General features: G+C 41.8%; 19 protein-coding genes. 3 read left to right on the top strand and 16 right to left on the bottom strand.

Translation table 11 applies throughout. From position 1 onward, the window contains the following. Positions 1 to 110: 110 nt before the first annotated feature. Positions 111 to 1,919: a glutamine--fructose-6-phosphate transaminase (isomerizing) gene (gene glmS, locus STO1_RS01265; protein ID WP_096421625.1), complete on the bottom strand. Its 1,809-nt coding sequence runs from the start codon at positions 1,917 to 1,919 to the stop codon at positions 111 to 113. A gap of 215 nt (positions 1,920 to 2,134) precedes the next feature. On the opposite strand from glmS, the gene STO1_RS01260 reads away from it, so the two are divergent. Then, positions 2,135 to 2,548: an EamA family transporter gene (locus STO1_RS01260; RefSeq protein WP_000264207.1), complete on the top strand. Its 414-nt coding sequence runs from the start codon at positions 2,135 to 2,137 to the stop codon at positions 2,546 to 2,548. Between the two features lie 38 nt (positions 2,549 to 2,586). Here the strand turns inward: STO1_RS01260 and STO1_RS01255 are convergent, their stop codons facing one another. From STO1_RS01255 to leuS, 15 genes are all read right to left on the bottom strand, one after another. Continuing rightward, the gene (locus STO1_RS01255; RefSeq protein WP_084939376.1) at positions 2,587 to 3,966 is read right to left on the bottom strand and encodes a glycoside hydrolase family 1 protein; all 1,380 of its coding nucleotides are present in this window, start codon (positions 3,964 to 3,966) and stop codon (positions 2,587 to 2,589) included. 98 nt (positions 3,967 to 4,064) lie between these two features. Continuing rightward, positions 4,065 to 5,918 (bottom strand): proline--tRNA ligase, encoded by a 1,854-nt coding sequence (locus tag STO1_RS01250; protein WP_084939377.1) that lies wholly within the window; start codon positions 5,916 to 5,918, stop codon positions 4,065 to 4,067. Between the two features lie 16 nt (positions 5,919 to 5,934). Further along, a complete protein-coding gene (gene rseP / locus STO1_RS01245; RefSeq protein ID WP_096421623.1) occupies positions 5,935 to 7,191 on the bottom strand; it encodes an RIP metalloprotease RseP in 1,257 nt (418 codons plus the stop codon). Positions 7,192 to 7,206: 15 nt separating this feature from the next. Beyond that, positions 7,207 to 8,010: a phosphatidate cytidylyltransferase gene (locus tag STO1_RS01240; protein WP_000159111.1), complete on the bottom strand. Its 804-nt coding sequence runs from the start codon at positions 8,008 to 8,010 to the stop codon at positions 7,207 to 7,209. Positions 8,011 to 8,018: 8 nt separating this feature from the next. Next, the gene (locus STO1_RS01235; RefSeq protein WP_096421621.1) at positions 8,019 to 8,777 is read right to left on the bottom strand and encodes an undecaprenyl pyrophosphate synthase; all 759 of its coding nucleotides are present in this window, start codon (positions 8,775 to 8,777) and stop codon (positions 8,019 to 8,021) included. Between the two features lie 207 nt (positions 8,778 to 8,984). Then, complete coding sequence (locus STO1_RS01230) at positions 8,985 to 9,569, bottom strand: nucleotidyltransferase family protein (RefSeq protein WP_096421619.1); 585 nt, start codon at positions 9,567 to 9,569, stop codon at positions 8,985 to 8,987. Beyond that, positions 9,550 to 10,548 carry a Holliday junction branch migration DNA helicase RuvB gene (ruvB, locus tag STO1_RS01225; protein WP_080978824.1) on the bottom strand — a complete coding sequence of 333 codons (999 nt, stop codon included), beginning with the start codon at positions 10,546 to 10,548 and terminating at the stop codon, positions 9,550 to 9,552. The genes STO1_RS01230 and ruvB overlap by 20 nt, the downstream gene beginning before the upstream one ends. A 486-nt stretch (positions 10,549 to 11,034) precedes the next feature. Beyond that, entirely contained in the window at positions 11,035 to 11,451 is a 417-nt protein-coding gene (locus STO1_RS01220) for a GNAT family N-acetyltransferase (RefSeq protein ID WP_096421617.1), read from the bottom strand. 11 nt (positions 11,452 to 11,462) lie between these two features. Continuing rightward, positions 11,463 to 12,158, bottom strand: coding sequence for a GNAT family N-acetyltransferase (locus STO1_RS01215; protein ID WP_096421615.1), 696 nt, complete (start codon positions 12,156 to 12,158; stop codon positions 11,463 to 11,465). Between the two features lie 94 nt (positions 12,159 to 12,252). Then, the gene (locus tag STO1_RS01210) at positions 12,253 to 12,672 is read right to left on the bottom strand and encodes a DUF3021 domain-containing protein (protein ID WP_084939383.1); all 420 of its coding nucleotides are present in this window, start codon (positions 12,670 to 12,672) and stop codon (positions 12,253 to 12,255) included. A gap of 9 nt (positions 12,673 to 12,681) precedes the next feature. Continuing rightward, a complete protein-coding gene (locus STO1_RS01205; protein ID WP_009729708.1) occupies positions 12,682 to 13,137 on the bottom strand; it encodes a LytTR family DNA-binding domain-containing protein in 456 nt (151 codons plus the stop codon). 18 nt (positions 13,138 to 13,155) lie between these two features. Next, positions 13,156 to 13,998, bottom strand: a complete 843-nt coding sequence (locus STO1_RS01200; protein WP_033585856.1) for an ABC transporter permease — start codon at positions 13,996 to 13,998, stop codon at positions 13,156 to 13,158. Continuing rightward, entirely contained in the window at positions 13,998 to 14,864 is an 867-nt protein-coding gene (locus STO1_RS01195) for an ABC transporter ATP-binding protein (RefSeq protein ID WP_033585855.1), read from the bottom strand. The genes STO1_RS01200 and STO1_RS01195 overlap by 1 nt, the downstream gene beginning before the upstream one ends. Positions 14,865 to 15,358: 494 nt before the next feature. Beyond that, positions 15,359 to 15,772 (bottom strand): YjdF family protein, encoded by a 414-nt coding sequence (locus STO1_RS01190; RefSeq protein ID WP_070569314.1) that lies wholly within the window; start codon positions 15,770 to 15,772, stop codon positions 15,359 to 15,361. 173 nt (positions 15,773 to 15,945) lie between these two features. Beyond that, complete coding sequence (leuS, locus tag STO1_RS01185) at positions 15,946 to 18,447, bottom strand: leucine--tRNA ligase (protein WP_007520789.1); 2,502 nt, start codon at positions 18,445 to 18,447, stop codon at positions 15,946 to 15,948. A gap of 147 nt (positions 18,448 to 18,594) precedes the next feature. Between leuS and STO1_RS01180 the strand changes: the two genes are divergently transcribed. Both STO1_RS01180 and STO1_RS01175 read left to right on the top strand, forming a co-directional pair. Next, entirely contained in the window at positions 18,595 to 20,244 is a 1,650-nt protein-coding gene (locus tag STO1_RS01180; RefSeq protein WP_007520790.1) for a sensor histidine kinase, read from the top strand. Then, positions 20,237 to 21,007, top strand: coding sequence for a response regulator transcription factor (locus tag STO1_RS01175; RefSeq protein ID WP_021164622.1), 771 nt, complete (start codon positions 20,237 to 20,239; stop codon positions 21,005 to 21,007). The genes STO1_RS01180 and STO1_RS01175 overlap by 8 nt, the downstream gene beginning before the upstream one ends. Positions 21,008 to 21,045: the final 38 nt, after the last annotated feature.

Genomic DNA, 21,045 nt, shown 5'->3' with positions numbered 1-21,045 from the left:
CCTGTTTCCTCGCTATCTCTTTTAGTTTTAGGGCATTTTATCACTAATTAGTTTTATTTTCAATAAATTTGCTCATTAGAAAAAGCCTAGATCAACTAGACTTTCTTTGTTTATTCTACTGTTACTGACTTTGCAAGGTTACGTGGTTTGTCCACGTCAAGACCACGGTGGAGGGTTGCGAAGTAAGCGACCAATTGTGTTGGTACGACCATTGAGATTGGTGAAAGGTAAGGGTGGACGGTCGTAAGGACGATATCGTCTGTCTCTTTAGCAACATTTTCTTCCGCGATAGTGAGAACCTTAGCACCACGTGCTGCAACCTCTTGGATATTTCCACGAGTGTGGTTAGCAAGGACTGGATCTGACAAGAGGGCCAAGACTGGTGTTCCTTCTTCGATCAAGGCAATGGTTCCGTGCTTGAGTTCTCCTGCCGCAAAACCTTCACATTGGATGTAAGAAATCTCTTTGAGTTTGAGACTGGCTTCCATGGCTACATAGTAGTCTTGACCACGTCCGATGTAAAAAGCGTTGCGAGTTGTTTCAAGAAGTTCACGAACTTTAGCATCAATGGTTTCTTTTTCTGAAAGGGTTGATTCGATAGACTGAGCTACGATTGACAACTCATGAACCAGGTCAAAGGCTTGCGCTTTGGCATTGCCGTTTGCTTCTCCGACTGCTTTTGCCAAGAATGCAAGAGCTGCGATCTGCGCTGTATAGGCCTTGGTTGAGGCCACAGCAATTTCAGGACCCGCGTGAAGAAGCATGGTATGGTTGGCTTCACGAGAAAGAGTTGAACCTGGGACGTTTGTCACTGTCAAGCTTGGAATGCCCATTTCATTAGCCTTGACTAAAACCTGACGGCTATCAGCTGTTTCACCAGACTGACTGATAAAGATGAAGAGTGGTTTCTTGCTGAGAAGTGGCATACCGTAGCCCCACTCAGATGAGATTCCAAGTTCAACAGGTGTATCTGTCAACTCTTCCAGCATCTTCTTAGAAGCAAATCCTGCGTGGTAAGATGTCCCAGCTGCAAGGATGTAGATGCGGTCTGCATCTTGAACAGCCTTGATGATAGTAGGGGCAACCACTACTTGACCAGCCTCATCTGTGTAGGCTTGGATGAGTTTCCGCATAACCGTTGGTTGCTCATCAATTTCCTTGAGCATGTAGTAAGGGTAAGTTCCCTTGCCGATATCTGACAAGTCTAGCTCCGCAGTATAGCTAGCACGTTCACGGCGATTGCCATCATAGTCTTGAACTTCGACACTATCCGCCTTGACAATTACCAACTCTTGGTCATGGATTTCCATGTATTGGTTGGTCTCACGAATCATAGCCATTGCGTCTGAGCAAACCATGTTGTAGCCTTGTCCAAGACCAATCAAAAGTGGTGATTTATTCTTAGCCACGTAGATGACATCTGGATTTTCAGAGTCAATCAAGGCAAAGGCATAAGAACCACGGATGATGTGAAGAGCTTTTTTGAAAGCTTCAAGAACTGGGAGTCCATCTTGTTCCGCAAATTTCCCAATCAAGTGAACAGCGATTTCTGTATCTGTTTGTCCCTTGAAGTGGTGACCTGCAAGGTATTCTTCCTTGATTTCAAGGTAGTTTTCAATGACCCCATTGTGGACCAAGACAAAACGTCCAGTCTCAGAGCGGTGTGGGTGAGCATTGTCTTCCGTTGGTTTCCCGTGAGTCGCCCAACGCGTATGTCCGATACCTGTTGTTCCCTCAACACCAGCCGTCTTAGCAGACAATTCTGCGATACGACCGACAGCCTTGACTAGATGATTTTCAACACCACCTAGGACAAAAATCCCCGCAGAATCATAGCCACGGTATTCGAGCTTTTCAAGCCCTTGAATCAAAATATCAGTTGCATTTGTGTTTCCAACAACACCAACAATTCCACACATAGTATATACGACACAGACCAGCTGTGCTTTCTCCTTAAATTGGTATAGTCTAATTCTCGCTTTACGGAATCAGCAAAAACAGTATATACTTGTTTTTCTTACTTGTCAAGGATAAAAATTGGTATAGTTTTTCTATCTGGTGTTTTATCAAGATTTCACTTAATACCTGACAAGTCAGCATCAATTACTTATAATAAAAAGAGGAGGTATTTGCCATGTGGTTTTTCTTCGCACTTTTATCAGCTATCTTTGCAGCCTTAACGTCAATTTTAGCTAAGATTGGGATTGAGGGAGTTCCATCCAATCTAGCAACTGCTATTCGTACAGTCGTCGTCATTCTTATGGCCTGGGCCATGGTTTTCTTGACCAACAGTCAGACCGAAATTGTCAACATCAGTAGAAAAAGTTGGCTCTTTCTCATCTTATCTGGTTTAGCCACTGGCGCCTCTTGGCTCTGCTACTACAAGGCCCTACAGATGGGCAATGCGACTGAGGTATCTGCTGTCGATAAATTCAGTCTCGTCATTACCCTTGTTCTAGCCTTTTTCTTTCTACAAGATATCCTGACGTTTAAAACAATTGTTGGCTGTATCCTGATTACGATCGGAACCTTGGTGATGATATTGTAATAAAAAGTGAGATGAACACCATCTCACTTTTTTTATTCTTAAAATCCATTATGGTCGCTAAGTTCTTTGAACCAGTGGCCTGATTTCTTCAGGCGACGTTCCTGTGTTTCCAAGTCAAGCTCAACCAGACCATAGCGATTTTTATAGCTGTTGAGCCATGACCAGCAATCGATAAAAGTCCAGATCAAGTAGCCTTTACAGTTGGCACCATCTTCAATCGCACGATGTAGTTCACGCAGATGTCCTTTTATAAAGTCAATACGATAGTCATCTTGAATCATCCCATCTTGACGGAATTTTTCTTCCCCTTCAACACCCATGCCATTTTCGGTCAGCATCCACTCAATATTACCATAATTTTTCTTGATATTTTGAGCGATATCATAAATCCCCTGCTCGTAGATTTCCCAACCGCGGTGAGGATTAATTTTACGTCCCGGCATGACATAAGGTTCGTAGAAATGCTCTGGCAAAAGAGGGCTGTCTGGATGTTTAGCAAAACGCGGCGCCATAACACGCAAAGGTTGGTAGTAGTTGACTCCAAGGAAGTCCACAGTATGATCGCGAATGAGCTCCAACTCTTCAGCTGTAGAATCCGGCAGCAAATCTTGCTCTGCTAAAATCTCTACTAACTCTTCTGGATAAGCTCCCAAGACAGACGGGTCTAGGAAAGATTGTGCTTGGAAGAGATCCGCAATGCGAGCAGCCTTGACATCCGCGGGGTGCTGGCTACGTGGGTAAGCTGGTGTCAAGTTAAGGACAATCCCAATCTTAGGATCAGGCAAAATCTCATGACAGGCCTTAACCGCAAGACTGCTAGCCAATTGCGTATGATAAGCAACCTTAACCGCCGCCTTAGCATCTACCTTGTGAGGATAATGGGCATCATAAAAATAACCAAATTCTACAGGAACGATGGGTTCATTGAAGGTAATCCATTGGTCCACCAAGTCACCATAAGTCTCAAAACAAAAACGAGCATAGTCTTCATAAGCCTTGACGGTTGTCTTATTTTCCCAACCATCCCCATCTTCTTGGAGGGCAAAAGGCAGGTCAAAGTGATAGAGATTGACTAAGAGACGAATTCCCTTGGCCTTAATGGCTTCAAAGACCTGACGATAAAAAGCCACCCCTTGTGGATTGACCTCTCCACGGCCTTGTGGGAAAATGCGAGACCACTGGATAGAAGTTCGGAAGGCTGTGTGACCAGTCTCTACCAGAAGCTCAATATCCTTTTCCCAGTTTTCATAGAAAGTCGATGTTTTGTCGGGTCCAATCCCATTGTAGTAGCGGTTTGGCTCCACCTGATACCAATAATCCCAGAGATTATCTCCCTTGCCATCATCTGGCACTCGTCCTTCTGTCTGTGGTCCAGAAGTGGAGGAACCCCAAACAAAATCCTTTGGAAATTTTAGCATTGTTATACCTCTTCGTTTACTCATTTTTCCCATTATACAGAAAAAACAAGGTAAAAACTAGTTACATTTTTGCCTTGTTTTTCTTCTGATTATAGTTTTTATTTCTTACTAAGGATTTCAAGCGTTTCGAGCAAGTTGTCTGCGTGAACTTCGATGGTGTCACCAGTCGCCTTAATCTTAACTTCTACAATGCCATCGGCTGCTTTCTTCCCAACAGTAATGCGAATCGGCAACCCAATCAAGTCGCTGTCGCTAAACTTCACTCCGACACGTTCGTTACGGTCATCTGTCAAGACTTCGTAACCAGCTTCCATCAAGTTGGATTCAAGTTTTTCTGTCAAGGCTTGCGCTTCTTCATCTTTGACATTGACAGTGATCAAGTGCACATCAAATGGTGCCAATTCTTTAGGGAAGTTAACCCCCCAAGCGTAACGGTATTCACCTTTTGGCGTTTTGTTAACAAAGAGGCGAGCGTGTTGCTCTATAACGGCTGAGAGGAGACGGCTAACACCAATACCGTAACATCCCATGATGATTGGCACAGCACGACCATTTTCATCCAAGACATCTGCTCCCATGCTTGCTGAGTAACGAGTTCCGAGTTTGAAGATGTGCCCAATTTCGATACCACGCGCAAAGTTAAGAACACCTTGTCCGTCTGGTGAAATTTCACCCTCACGAACTTCGCGAATGTCTACATATTCTGCAGTAAAGTCACGACCTGGGTTCACACCCGTCAAGTGGTAACCATCTTCGTTAGCCCCCACAACAGCATTGCGAACATCTTGCACCTTGCGGTCTGCAATGATTTTCACATTTTCTGGCAAACCAACTGGTCCTAGTGAACCAAAGTCTGCTGGGACGACACTTGCGACTTCTTCCTCGCTAGCAGCGTCAAAGAAATCTGCTCCCAAGTGATTTTTCAACTTGACTTCGTTAAGCTGGTCATTTCCAACTAGAAGGGCTGCAACAAGCTCCCCATCTGCCATGTAGAAGAGGGTTTTGATGGTTTGCTCTTCTGGCACGTTAAGGAAGGCTGCCACTTCATCGATTGATTTAACATCTGGTGTTGCAACACGAGTCACTTCTTCTTCGGTAACAACACGGTTGCTTGGTTTGTACTCGTTTGTTGCCATTTCTAAGTTAGCTGCATATCCAGACTCACTTGAGTAGGCAATGGTGTCTTCACCAGAAACCATCCATTTGAGCAATTCTGACTTGATTTCTTCTTGCACTTCTGCAGGAATTTCATCAAATGAGGCAACTGATTTGTCTAAAACAACCCAGCGGTCGAGGTCTGTACGGGCTGGTGTGATGGCCATAAATTCTTGGCTATCCTTACCACCCATGGCGCCACCATCACCGATGATGGCCTTGAAGTCCAAGCCACTACGAGTGAAAATACGTTCGTAGGCTGCCTTGTACTCATCATAAGTCACATCCAAACTATCGTAATTAGCATGGAAACTATAACCATCTTTCATGATAAACTCACGTGTACGGAGAAGTCCGTTACGTGGACGTTTTTCATCACGGTATTTCGGTTGGATTTGGTAAAGGTTAAGTGGCAATTGCTTGTAAGATTTCACAGAGTCACGAACAATAGCTGTAAAAGTTTCTTCGTGTGTCGGACCTAGGATAAAGTCTGACTTTTCACGATTTTTCAGTTTATAAAGGTCTTCACCATAGGTTTCATAACGACCTGATTCGCGCCAGAGATCGGCACTGAGAAGGGCAGGAGCCAACATCTCAACAGCACCAATCTTATCAAACTCTTGGCGCATGATATTCTTAGCCTTTTCAATCACACGGTTAGCGAGTGGTAGGTAAGAATAAACACCAGCAGAAACTTGACGAACATAACCAGCACGCAACATAAGGGCGTGGCTGATAACTTGAGCATCGCTTGGCATTTCGCGAAGCGTTGGGATTAGCATTTTACTTTGTTTCATAATATTCCTCGATTATCTAAAAGAAGAGTCGCATAATGTCATTCCAGGTCACAGCTAGCATCAAGACAACCATGATAACTACACCAGCCATGGTGACATAGGTTTCAATTTCTTGTTTAAGGGGTTTACGACGGATAGCCTCTAGGATATTGAGCACAATCTTTCCACCATCCAAAGCTGGGATAGGAATCAAGTTAAAAATTCCGATATTGATGGAAATCATAGCTAGGAAGTAGAGGACATTCTCAATTCCATTTTTAGCAGCATCGCTACTTGCCTTAAAAATGGCAACGGGACCACCGAGTTTATTCAAATCTGGATGGAAAATCAAGTTTTTCAGAGCCGAAAGGATACGGAGTCCCGAGTCAGCAGCGGTTGTAAATCCACCAACAAACATGGATAGAAAGTCTGACTTAACCCCTGGTTGAACCCCGAGAATATAACGTCCTTGATTCTCTTCTGGAGTAACAGTGACTTGTTTTTTACTCCCATTTTCAGAAATGGTCACATCTAAGGTCGGAGCGGTCTTATCCTTGGTATCTGCTTCCACAGCCTGAATCAAGTCTTGCCAATTCTTAACTTCATGCAAGCCTACCTTGGTGATTTGAGCTGTCTCAGCTACGCCTACCTTAGCCAAAGCTCCCTCTGGCATGACATGAAAGAGATTGGTCTGAGTGTCTCTAACACCACCTTGCAAAAAGATCAGGATCCAAAAAACAACAACACCTAAGATAAAGTTATTCATGGGACCTGCAAAGTTGGTAATGAGTTTGCCCCAGATAGAAGCATTTTGGTACTGTACATCTAGAGGGGCAATGCGCACTTCGGTTCCGTCTGCCTCAACAACTGTTGCATCGTGATCTACTGCAAAGGTCTTTTCTTCTTCCAAGACCAAGCCTTTAATGAAGAGCTTGTCTTCAAAGTCAAACTGGGTTACCTGCATAGGGAGAGCTGTTTGATCCAGTTTCTTCCCAGATAGATTGATCCGTTTGACCTTACCATCCTCTGCAAGTGTTAAACTGACTGGAGTTCCTGTCTTAATCTCCGTCGCATCGTCACCCCAACCAGCCATACGAACATACCCTCCTAAAGGAAGGATCCGAATAGTATAAGCAGTGCCGTCCTTACCGATATGGGCAAAAATCTTAGGGCCCATACCAATAGCAAACTCACGAACTAAAATGCCTGATTTCTTGGCAAAATAAAAATGTCCAAACTCATGCACCACCACGATAATCCCAAAAACGAGGATAAAGGTTAGCAATCCAATCATTCAATATTCCTTTCTTTAGAAGAGGCCAAACAAGTGCATGATAGGAAAGACAACTAACATACTGTCAAAACGATCCAACACTCCACCATGCCCCGGGATAAACTTCCCAGAATCCTTGACACCGAAATGGCGTTTCATAGCACTCTCAATCAAGTCACCAAACTGACCTGCCACACTGAAGAAGGCGGCAAAAAGACTCATCCTATAAATTCCATAGGGAAGAGCAACTGTACTGTCCACTAGCATGAAGAGTACTGTTATCAGTACCGCACCTAGAATACCCCCAACAAAGCCCTCAATACTCTTATTAGGAGAAACCCTCGGGGCTAACTTATGCTTACCAAAATTCACCCCCGTCAGATAAGCTGCACTATCTGTCGCCCAAACGATAAAGAGAGCCAGAAGAACCTTATCAAATCCAGCTATACGAGCATCTAGTAAGGCATTGAAACCAAAACCAACATAAAAACTCACAGCAATTGGAAAGGCAGCATCTTCAATCGTATAGCTTTTACTGAAAACAGTCGTCCCTAACATAATTGTAATCAAAACACTGTAGGCAACCACATTGCCATCAACCGGCAAAAAAGTTAGGTAATTTTCTAAGGGGATTGTAAGTGCAAAGGTTGCAAGGAGGGTCAAGGTGCCCTCAATGGTCATGGTCTTTAGTCCCTTCATGTGCAGGAGCTCATGGACGCCTAGCATTGCTAACAAGCCAATTCCTATCTGCAACAGGAGCCCGCCAACAAACAAGACGGGAAGGAAGATAACCAGAGCCAGTCCAGCAAAAAGTGTTCTCTCTTGTAAATCCTTGGTCATATCTTCTCCTAAACTCCTCCAAAACGGCGATTGCGATGATTAAAGGCAGCAATAGCTTCCTGCAAGGAGGCTTCATCAAAATCAGGCCACAAGGTATCCGTAAAATAAAGCTCGCTATAGGCTGCTTGCCATGGCAAGAAATTGCTTAAACGCAACTCACCACTCGTGCGGATAATCAAATCAGGATCTCGCAAATCCTTTGGCAGGTGTTGCGTGAAAAGATAGTCCCCAATCATATCTTCTGTGATATCACCAGGGTTGATTTTAGCATCTAAAACATCTTGAGCCAAGCCCTTAAGAGCCTGCGTAATTTCAGCACGACCACCATAATTGAGCGCAAAATTGAGAATCAAGCCCGTATTGTTCTTGGTCAATTCCTCTGCTTTTTTCAAAGCTTCAAAAGTTGGCTTAGGCAGACGGTCTGTCTCCCCAATCATCTGAATCTTAACGTTATTTGCGTGCAATTCAGGGACATAGTTATCATAAAACTCGACTGGCAAGTTCATGATAAACTTGACCTCTTGATCTGGGCGCGTCCAATTTTCCGTTGAAAAGGCATAAACCGTGATGACCTTGACCCCCATCTTGTTAGCTGCCTTGGTTACCTTTTGGAGGGCTTCCATCCCCGCCTTATGACCAAAAACCCGTGGTTGCATCCGTTTTTTAGCCCAGCGACCATTCCCATCCATGATGATGCCAATATGAGCAGGAACCTGTGTTGGAACCTCAACTTCTACAGCTTTATCTTTCTTAAAAAATCCAAACATGTTCTTATTCCTATTCAAAAATCTATCGTTTTATTATACCATACTTCCCTATTTTCTTCTATTGCTAAGTTACTATCATTACTTGTAAGTAAAAAAATAAGCCGCCTGATTGGGCGACTTTATTTTATAGGGAGATTATTATGAAAAAGTTTTAGGAGTTTAAGTTAAGTTTCTCTTAACTTATGGATTTAGTATACCGCCCCTAACTTAAATTTTTCTTAAGTTTTTTGAGAAAGCCAGATTTTTCCATTTTTCTTGCCAATTTTTCTTGAGCAACCGCTCTTGATAGAGCTTCATTCGGTCCTCATTCTCTAAGAAATGAGGAGTTGGGGAAACTTGAAACTTTAAAATATCCTCTAAACCATAGGGCGCAAAGAGCTCTAAAGTTGCGTCGGCATGCAAGCGAAGCCCTATCGCCGTACAGCGTTCGGGATATTTACTCATAGCATCACGAGAACTCGTGTAAGGCGCAGTGTGGGGATTGTGCAGATGCATATAGACCTGATTTTTCAACTCCCACTGATACTGAGGAAAATCCTCTCTCAGCTTGTTCTCTAGGGATACTGTTTCCTCATAAGAAACATCTGGATCAAAGAAAATCACATCCACATCTGTTTCACGGTCAAAAGGCGATTTGTCTGACAAGAGATTCCAGATAAAATTTCGGACAGAACCTGCCGCCAACCAAGAGTCTTTCAGAGCAAGGTCACGAATAATGGCCAGAATGGTCATCATATCTGGATTTTTTCTAAAAACCTCTAGAATATCTTGCTCATTTTTCACTGTATTCATACCCCAAATGTTCATAAGCCTTGGCTGTCGCCACCCGTCCAGAACGAGTTCGCATGATGAAACCTTTCTGGATGAGGTAGGGTTCGTACATATCTTCTACCGTCTCGCGCTCCTCGGCAATATTAACCGAAAGGGTTCCTAGCCCGACAGGACCGCCACCGTACATCTCAATCATGGTACGGAGGATTTTTTGGTCCACATAGTCTAAGCCTTCATGGTCTACATCCAGCATGGTCAAGGCCTTATCCGTAATCACATCATCAATTAGGCCATCTCCCATAATCTGAGCAAAGTCGCGCACGCGCTTGAGGAGACGATTGGCAATACGAGGAGTTCCACGACTGCGTAAGGCCAACTCAGCTGCAGCTTCATGAGTGATTTCCATCTCAAAAATATCTGCTGTCCGCTCAACAATTTCCGTCAAGTCAGCGTGGGCATAGTATTCCATATGACCCGTAATCCCAAAACGTGCTCGTAGAGGATTAGAAAGCATCCCCGCACGTGTCGTCGCACCAATCAAGGTAAAAGGCGGCAAATCCAAATGAACACTGCGACTGCCTTCACCAGCCCCAATCATGATATCAATGTAGAAGTCCTCCATGGCACTATAGAGCACCTCTTCCACCGACATGGGTAAGCGATGAATCTCGTCAATAAAGAGAACGTCTCCAGGCTCCAAATCATTCAAAATCGCTACCAGATCACCCGCTTTTTCAATGACAGGACCAGACGTTTGCTTGAGATTGACTCCCAGTTCATTGGCAATAACAAAGGCCATGGTTGTTTTCCCGAGACCTGGAGGACCAAATAAAAGAACATGGTCCAGCGCCTCATCACGCATTTTTGCTGCCTCAATAAAGATTTGAAGCTGATCCTTGACCTTGTCCTGCCCAATATATTCACGTAAATACTGGGGACGGAGGGTACGTTCTACCAACTCCTCATCCCCCATGATTTCATTATCTAAAATTCTACTCATGGCTCTATTATATCAAAAATCCAAGCCACAAACAAAAAAGCCACCTGATTGGGTGGCCTCTTTAGGGAGATTATTATGAAAAAGAAAAGTTTAGGATTTCATTAAATAAAGTTAGGAGGTCTTTATTTAATGATTATATGATACAAGATGAATCTTAAAGCTAACTTAATTTTTTCTTTGATTTATCATTTTTTTAAAAATTTTTTTCAAATGGATTTTTCCTCTCCAAGCCATAAAAAAGCCACCTGATTGGGTGACTTCTTTAGGAGATTATGATGAAAAAGAAAAGTTTGGGATTTCATTAAATAAAGGACACTCAATGAAAATCGAAATCAGACTAGACAGATAGACGCAAGCATAACTATAGTTAGTTAAGTCGACTCTAACGAAGGTTGATGAGATTTTCGAAGAGTATTAGGAGGTCTTTATTTAATAACTATATAATACACAAGGAGACTTAAACTTTACTTAAGAAAAAATAATTTTTTATCTTTTTCGATCCACCCAAATCATTCCAGTACAATCATAAGTAGATAAGGCTTCAAATCCCAGAGAACGATAGAATCCCAAGGTTTTTTCTGTCTGTTCGGTCACTAGTTGGACTTGATAGGCATCTTTGTAATCACCTAAAGCCTCTTTCATCAAGTCTCTACCAATCCCTTGGCACTGATAGCTAGGCAAAACGATCAAATCCTGGACAAAAATCGATGAGAAACCATCTCCAACCAAACGAACCAAGCCTACCACGGCATCTCCATCATGTGCCAGATAAATCGCTAATGAGTGAGACAAGGCCTTCTCCAGCATCTGAGGTTGATGGGTATAATTTGTCCAACTGACTGCCTGATAGAGATGCAAAACATCCTCTAGCTTGACAATTTCTTGCTTTCTAATAGTTATCATCTCAATACCTCTCAGAATTCTCTTAAGCTCTTGTACTGCCGTCCATCTTTATCAAAGTTTTCAGGAGACAGCCATGCTTCCAAACGAGCTTTAACTTGAGGCCAGTCCTTATCAATCATAGAGAGCCAATTCGTATCCCTCGTACGCCCCTTATAAACGACTGCCTGGCGGAAGGTTCCTTCATAGACAAAGCCCAAACGTTCCGCAGCTCGTTTTGATGGCAGATTTAGAGCATCGCATTTCCACTCATAGCGACGATAGCTAAGCTCCTCAAAAACATAGCGAGCTAGGAGATATTGAGCCTCCGTCCCTATCCTCGTACCCTTAAGAGCAGGAGAAAAAGTGACAGCACCCACTTCTATTACTCGGTTATTCTGATCAATGCGCATGAGTGAAAAAGTTCCCAAAGCCTTACCAGTTTCCTTATCTATAATCGCATAGTAAAAACGGTCCTTACGAGCCAACATCTGATTTAAGACGGTAACCAGTTCCTCCATATCTGCCACTGGCTCCTGAAAGAGGTAGGTCCACATCTCACGAGGCGTATCAGGACCATAAACAGTTAGCAAATCCTCCGCATGCTTTTCCACCGAAAGAGCCTCTATCCGAGCGTAGCGCCCTTCTAAGAAATCAATGGAAGGCAATTCACCTGGTGTATAACCTTCCATTGACTCACCAATTATCTGACCATATTCATTTACTGGCATCGTTTTTCTCCTTGTTTTACGCTGAAAATACTATATCATAATTTGCTCTATATGGAAACTAGCACTCTCCCCAAACCTCATCCTCAACACTACATTAGTGATTCGTTTTCTTTCTTTTATCTTCTAAGGCTTGATTAATTCGTTGAGTGAGCTTGTGAGTTTGCCAGATCTGGTACAACCATATCAGTCCATAAATTAATAAGAAAAAGAACCAAAGCAAGGGACTCAACAATGCTGAACCCCAGCCAAAAAATAGGTAGGTCAATACTAAAATAGTAGCTGTCGCTAATAAATGAACTCCTACACGCATACTATAAGCAAGAAACTCTAGCCTTTCAAGGATTAAGGTCAATACTCCCATAATTCCACTCATCAAAAACAAAGCTAGAATATTTTTTGTCGTTGGTGCAGGATAGGTAATACCTGAATAAAACTGAGCCAATAACACCAAACTCAAATAAATAAAGGAGGCCGTCCGCATTCCCGATACAAAATAAGCAATCAATCGCTTCATGATTCTCTCCTATAAACCTAGATAATCCATTAAGGACTTAACGTATTTCCGACTCACACTAGATTTGATACCCCGAGTCATTTTAGCCATCATGTTCCCTGAAAAGCTATCCGATAATGACTCTAGATGGTCAATGTTTATAATTGAATGACGTGATATCTGTATAAAGTTACGCCGGTTAATCCGATTCTGAAAGTTTGTCAATGTTTCCTTAGTTTTATAAATCCCGTCTACCGTATAAATGGTCAACAAATTCTTATCGATATCTGCTAGAATAAGATCCTCAATTTTTACCATAACCAGATGATCATCCGTTCGAATAGGAATGACCACCTGATTAGTCGTTGAAAATTGTTCTAAATACTCCATGACTTCTCTTGCTTGGTCAGTTAACTGAGCTGCCTGAATTAAAATGTGTGGGTCTTTTTCTGAAAACTCTGTCTTCATTTCAAAACGAATCTTCATTTTCTCTCCAATACACCTTTATTTTCTCTTGCTAAACACTTTAACAAATAACATCCAAAGAAGAATAGCGACGAGACTGATAATAACCACTATAAAGTATGTTTCTTCCTTTGTCAATAGTTCTTGCCAGTTGATTTGGATTCCCATTTTGTCTTGAAATTCCTGTAACAGACTGTTATTTCCTGAAAATGCGGTCTCTAACTGCTCTTTCATCAAGACTTGTCGATAGAGAGAAGCAATATAAGTTGCAGGGGTACATTTCATGAAAAGCTGTGCAGAATCAGGTAATACTCCAATGGGAATATAAGTTCCTACTAAAAATCCAGAAGCAGTTCCCACTATCGTTGCCAGTTTACCAAGGCTATCTACAGATTGAAAACGATAAATCAAGAGAACATTTACCAAACTTGAAAGCAGACTGCTTAACAACATAATCAAAGCGATTTCCGGTAAATGACTGATAACTGGGCTCTCTTTAAAATAAAAACTCATAACAGCATACATAAACACCTGCATGATAAAAGAAATGACAATACTACTGATTAGATAGGACGCCTGTAAGCCCCAGTTACCTAAATCTGTCAAGAAGAGATCTTGATCCACTTGATTTTCACGATCCTGTACCATTTGTGTAAGAGCCGTAAAACTGGTTGTCATCCCAGTCACAGCCAAGGTCCCACCCATCAGCCAGTCATTTAAAAGGTTCGTATTATCAGGGAGTTGGGACCAAGAATCCGTCAGGTTCTTCTGCAAAAAAATGATATAAAGGAGGAAGGAAATCAATGCCCCCAATAATGAGAAAAATACTCCCGAACGATTACGAAAATATAAGATAAAATTCCGTTTCAATAAAGCTAGCATTAGCGAACCTCTCTTCCTGTAAGTGCAATAAAGGCATCATCCATAGTACCTGGGCGAAACTCAAAAGAATCAATTTCTTCTCGAACTTTTGCCAAATATTCAATGGCTTCCTGTGACGTCCTTGGATAAAAAAGATATTCCAACTCGTTTTCTTCCTCGACTGTCATTCCGGTCTGTCGCAATTTTTCTAGATCCTTCATTTCCTTAAAACGAATTTTTAGGATATTAGATGCATACTGACTTTTGATAGCAGTCGCAGAACCTTGCGCGATCACTTTTCCATGATCAACGATATAGATCTGATCCGCTTCATCTGCTTCATCCAGATAATGAGTCGTTAAGATAATCGTCATACCTTCATCCTTTTGTAGTCGATACAGCAGATCCCAGATGGATTTGCGAGTCTGAATATCAAGACCTGTCGTTGGTTCATCCAAGAAAAGAATATCTGGTCGCGAAAGAAGAGCACGCGCAATATCAACCCGACGTTTTTGCCCACCTGACAAAGTTCCATAGAGTTGTTTCTGGAAAGCAGTCAAACCCAGTTGATGAATCAAATCATCCACACGACTTGCCGCAATCTCCTTATACTGTTGAGCACGAATCGTGAGATTTTCCCTAACCGTCAACATCTCATCCAGTACACTAGCTTGAAAAACAACTCCGATTTTCGTATTTGGCGCATATCGAATCTGACCTTGTGTCGGCTTTTTCAAACCGATTAACATGGAAATAGTGGTTGATTTCCCTGCACCATTGGGTCCCAAAATAGCATTGAAACTTCCTTTTTCAAACTCTAACTGAATATCATCGACAGCCATATGATTACCGTACCGTTTAGTCAAATGTTTAGCTTGTAAAATCATATTTTCCCCTCCTCTTTACCTCACTAGTTTAACAAAAAGAATGAAAGAAAAATCGACTTTTGAGATAAGCAGTTAAAATGAAAGGCCAAGTGGTAAAATAATGGGGATTAAGTTAAAGTAGAGCAGGCTCGTTTTTCTCCTATCGAATCACTAGAGGAAGTTTAAAATCACTTACAACCAAACATTATTTTTTAAAACATGCGCTATAAAAGAGGTGTTTTACCACATCTAGCAGAAAAAGCCAAGAGTCGGTAGTATTGTTCTCACCAAAGCAAACAATAAAAAATGAATCAGAAATCATGACACACACTCCCTTCTAGTAAAATGAAAATGCTGAATGGGGCAAGATTGAATTTGAAGTAAGCAAGTATGGTCCTGAATTTGAAACTGCCATTAACGATAAGTCTATCTATTAGGAAAGAAATCTTCAATACAAGCAAAAACAGCTCTTGTTATCCAAGAAGAGCTGTTCTATTTTATGAAAGAGAGAGTCACTAGTGCCCCTTGTGCTTCTCTCTACGTTTTTGCTGTTTGCGTTCAAATTTCTCTTGCTTGAGCAATTGCTTTTGGAGACTGGACTGTTGTTTTGAATGCTTTTTCCGTTCCTCATACTGCAACTGTAAGAGCTCTTGTGACTTAGAAGAAACTTTCTGCTTCACCTGTTTCTTTACAGCTCGCTGCAAACGCTTCGGATTCTTAATCTTCACATGCTGTTTGACTGTTGCCTCTGGACTAAAAGATAACCGAACAAACTGAGTCTGTAAAAGTTTCAAAATTTCATCCTCTTTTGGTTCCTGACCAAATGTCACTCGACAAACTTGATAAGTTCCCTCATACTCTTGTTCAAACAATCCATGCCAAAATCCATCTTCAAAATAAACTGTCAAGCCAATTGAAACGATTTCCATGACAGCACCTCCTTAAATCTATCCCTAAGAATGGACAACCAAGGAGGAAGGTTACTGATAGGCTTGCCTACGTCTGGACTACCAACCAGAACTGTGTTTTTATCTTAGTTGGGACTATTATAGCATAATCCAATTTACAAATCCCCCAGATTCTACTCTGAAGGATTCCTATCTTATTTCAAAACGATATTAACGAGTTTGTTAGGTACCGCAATCACTTTCACAATTTCCTTACCATCAATCTCTGCTTTGACTTTTTCGTCAGCCAGAGCAATTTCTTGCAATTCTTCGCGTGACAGGTCTTTAGCGACCATGAGTTTGGCACGGACTTTTCCTTTGATTTGGACGACGATTTCAATTTCGTCTTCAACCAATTTGCTTTCGTCCCAAGTTGGCCAAGCTACGTAAGAGATTGACTCACCTGTTGCTGCGACTGTTTGCCAGAGCTCTTCTGCCAAGTGTGGCGCAACTGGGGCAAGCAATTGGATAAATCCTTTGGCGTAGTCTACATAGAGCTTGTCTTCCTTGTTAGCCGCGTTGACAAAGACCATGAGTTGGGCAATGTCTGTGTTGAACTTCATCGACTCGATTTGCTCAGTAACAGCCTTAACAGTTTCGTTGTAGACTTTGTCAAGAGCACCGCTATTTTCCGCAACAATTTCTTTGGTTGTCATCAAACGGTAAACACGGTCAAGGAACTTACGGCTTCCTTCCAGACCTTCTTCTGACCAAGCGATCGAAGCATCAAGTGGTCCCATGAACATTTCATAGACACGAAGAGTATCGGCACCGTATTGTTCCACCACATCGTCTGGGTTGACCACGTTCTTGAGAGATTTAGACATCTTGGCTGGTGCTTGCTCCAACTCTTCCCCTGTTTCCACATGGAAGAAGGAACCGTCACGTTTTTCAACCTTGTCAGTCGCCACAAGAGCGCCACGGTGGTCACGGTAGCTAGTACCCAAGATCATTCCTTGGTTAAAGAGTTTTTGGAATGGCTCTTTAGTTGGAACGACACCGAGATCATAGAGGAATTTGTGCCAGAAACGAGCGTAGAGCAAGTGAAGAACGGCGTGTTCTGCACCACCCACGTAGATATCGACTGGCAACCATTGTTTGAGAAGGTCCTCATCAGCCAATTTCTCTGTGTTGTGTGGATCGATATAGCGGAGGTAGTACCAACTTGAACCAGCCCATTGTGGCATCGTATTGGTTTCACGACGACCTTTGACCCCATCTTCACGAGTTACTTCAAGCCAGTCTGTCAAGTTAGCCAATGGGCTTTCACCCGTACCTGAAGGGCGGATGTCCTTGGTGACTGGCAAGACAAGTGGGAGTTCATTTTCAGGAACAGCCGTTGAAGTCCCATCTTCCCAATGAATAATTGGGATTGGTTCACCCCAGTAACGTTGACGGCTAAAGAGCCAGTCGCGGAGACGGTAGGTAACCTTCTCTTGTCCACAACCTTTCTCTTCCAACCAAGCTACGATTTTAGCAATGGCGTCTTCTTTGTTAAGACCATCTAGGAAATCTGAGTTAACGTGAAGTCCATCTTCTGTGTAGGCAGCTTCCGCCACATTACCACCTTCAAGCACTTCTACGATTGGAAGACCAAACTGTTTGGCAAATTCCCAGTCACGTTGGTCGTGGGCTGGCACAGCCATTACCGCACCTGTTCCATAGCTAGCAAGAACATAGTCCGCAATCCAGATTGGAATTTCTTTGCCATTGACAGGGTTGATGGCATAAGCACCGGTCCAAACCCCTGTTTTTTCCTTGGCAAGGTCGGTACGAGCCAAGTCAGACTTAAGACTAGCTTGATGTTTGTAGTCTGCTATGGCTTCAGCTTGCTCTGGACTTGTGATAGCGTCAACTAGGTCATGTTCAGGAGCCAAGACAGTGAAAGTAGCACCGAAAAGGGTATCAGGACGAGTTGTAAAGACTGTAAATTCCTTGTCGGTTCCTTTTACTTTGAAAGTTACATTGGCACCAGTTGATTTCCCAATCCAGTTGCGTTGCATATCCTTGATAGACTCTGGCCAATCAAGTTCATCCAAGTCATTGAGCAAGCGCTCTGCATAGGCCGTGATTTTGAGCATCCATTGGCGCATTGGTTTGCGGACAACTGGATAGCCTCCACGCTCAGAAGTTCCATCAGGAAGGACCTCTTCGTTGGCAATGGCCGTTCCCAATTCTTCCACCCAGTTTACTGGTACTTCGGCTTCATAGGCCAATCCTTTTTCGTAAAGTTTGGTGAAAATCCACTGCGTCCATTTGTAGTAGTTTGGATCTGTTGTGTTGACTTCACGATCCCAGTCATAAGAGAATCCAAGTGCATTGATTTGACGTTTGAAGTTAGCAATGTTTTCCGCTGTAAATTCTGCTGGGTCATTCCCCGTATCCATAGCGTATTGCTCTGCAGGCAAACCAAAGGCATCCCATCCCATTGGGTGAAGGACGTTGTAGCCTTGCGCACGTTTGTAACGGCTGAGAATATCCGTTGCTGTGTAACCTTCTGGGTGTCCTACGTGCAATCCGGCTCCTGAAGGATATGGGAACATGTCGAGAGCATAGAACTTCGGTTTTGAGGCATCTGTTCCTGTCTTAAACGTATGATGTTTCGCCCAGTAGCCTTGCCACTTAGGCTCAATTTCCTTATGATTGTAAAAACTCATGCTATTTCTCCAATTTTATGATGTTACTATTATACCATTTTTGGGGGAATTTGGTCTCGTTCTATTCTATACTTTTCTATTTTACCTTGCTCTAGAATTTTTAAACTGCTATACTTATAACAGAAAACCCTTCCAAGGAGGTAGCAGATGTCTCATTCCTTTAAAAAATCTCTCCAAAAAGAAATCCTCCATAGAAGCTCTATCGCAGCCTTTGTGACCTCTCTTTTACTACTCATTTTACTTTTTGGTTTTTCCTATTTTTTACAAAAGCAACAACTCTCCAAAGACACGAGACAGATTGTCAAACAAGTTCAAGAGATGAAAGAAGCAAATAATGAGCTCCTGGCCACTATGAACTATAAAATGATTCCTGGATTTTTGGACGGCAAACACACAGAGCGAGAAGTCTTTAGCTTATTTTACGAGACAAAAGCTAAATTAAAACTTAGTTCTGACCTCATTATCCTAAGTGATACAGGTGAATTACTATTTAGTACCAATCGAGATCATCAAGAAAGTATTTTATCACCCTACTATCTAAAACTGCTTATTCAAAATCCTTCTCAAGATAAAGTTACAGAAAAAATTGCACTCTCTTCAGACAAGCAACACTACACACTCTTTATCAAACCACTACTTCAAAACCAACGAGTTAAAGCCTATACTATTGCTTTCGTAACTGAGAATGATTTCATCTCAAGTTTCCCAATGATAAATTCTAAATACATCATTACCGATAGCTTTGGAAATATGTTTTCCAACAATACAAATCAATTTACTCGTTCCACTCTTGAAAAATTTGATGAGAAACTCCTACACTCTCGCACCCACTGGTATGCGAACGAACCGCTTATTGTTCAAAAAGAAAAAGTCGGTGCTATTTTTTCAATCTATACTTTTCAATCCTTCTTTCCTATTCCTAGCTTACTCGGCCTAGCCTCCATTCTCACCTTATGTATATTCTTCCTCTACTTCTCGCAAGCAAGACGAATTGCTCATAAGATTGCTACACACAACGCTGTTCCTATTGAAAGTTTAGTTTACCAACTTCAAGAAATTCCCAAACAAGCAGAAAAAAGGCTTTATCTACAAACAGGTGATGAGTTTGAATTTATGGCCGAAAAAATTAATAATATGTTGTATGAATTAGATCAACTTCATCAGAAAATGTTGACCATCGAAAAAGAAAAGTGGATTTTTGAAAGAAAAATGCTGGAAGCTCAGTTCAATCCTCATTTTCTCTACAATACGCTTGAGACGATTAAAATCACTTCTTTAATGGATGCAAGTCTCACACAAGACCTAATCCAAAATCTCACGCGCATTCTTCGCTACAGTATCACCGATTTAGAAAAAGAAACAACCATTTGTCAAGATTTAAAGATTATAAAGGATTACCTTATTATTCATAAAATTCGTTTCGAGCACTTTTCCTATGATATTGTCTGCCCAGAAACTGTCGATAATCAGCCTATCCCTAAACTTTTCTTGCTTCCCTTAGTAGAAAATGCTATAAAATATGGGATGCAATACCGTATTGATCTTCATATTGATATCCAAATTACCTTGGAAGCAGATTCTCTGACTTTTTGGGTCAAGGACAATGCCGGAGGACTCACAAAACAAGAGCGAGTCGCTATTTTAGACTCTTTAGATAGCCCTCATACCCAGCATGGCATTGTTAACAGCTACAAACGATTGAGCAATTTCTTTCCTGATGTTCAGCTAGATTTAGGAGTCAATCGTCAAGGAGAAACTTGGGTCAAATTTGTAACGAAAGGACTAACTCATGTTTAAGCTCATTATCGTAGAAGATGAACACCTCATTCGAAAATGGCTAGAGATTGCCGTAGACTACTCTGCCTTAGGCATCCAAGTTGTAGGAACTGCCAGTCACGGTCAAGAGGGAATGAAACTCATCCAAGAAAAAGAACCTCATATTGTCTTAACAGACATCACAATGCCAATTATGGATGCTTTTATGATGTTCGAAGCCACTCGTACCCTTTCTTATGAAAAAGTTATCTTATCTGGTTATAACGATTTTCAAAATGCAAAAAAAGCCATGCAATATGGGGCAGTTGATTTCTTATCCAAACCAATTGACACAAAGGAATTGACAGAATGTCTTCAAAACATTGTTTTGCGATTACAAGTTAGCACCTATCAAGAAACTCCTTTTTTAGAAGAATATCAAACTTTACTCTCCTCTATCCAACAAGTTGATACACAAAATCAAATCATTCAGCAAATTATTTCCTTTGTCCACAACCACTATGCAGAACATTTTACTATTAGTAAGCTAGCAGAATCGCTGGGATATAGTGAAAGTTATCTATATAAGGTTATCAAAGAAGACTTCCCCATGACACTAAATGAATATATCTTACGCTACCGCCTCAAGCAAGCTATAGATAAAATGGCCGAGTCCCCCAATGCCCCCTTAAGCGATATCTCTGAACAAGTTGGATTTTCAGACTATAAATATTTTGCCAAAGTCTTTAAAAAGTATCTCCATATTTCTCCAAAAGAATTAAAACTTATGGATAAAAATCATTGATGTAAAAGGATTGCTTAACTTTATTGTAGCAATCTTTT

The sequence above is a fragment of the Streptococcus oralis subsp. tigurinus genome (genome assembly GCF_002356415.1).
GTDB classification, from domain to species: domain Bacteria; phylum Bacillota; class Bacilli; order Lactobacillales; family Streptococcaceae; genus Streptococcus; species Streptococcus oralis_F.
Note: the sequence above shows the minus strand (reverse complement) of the source record. Positions and strands in the feature narration are given on the sequence as shown.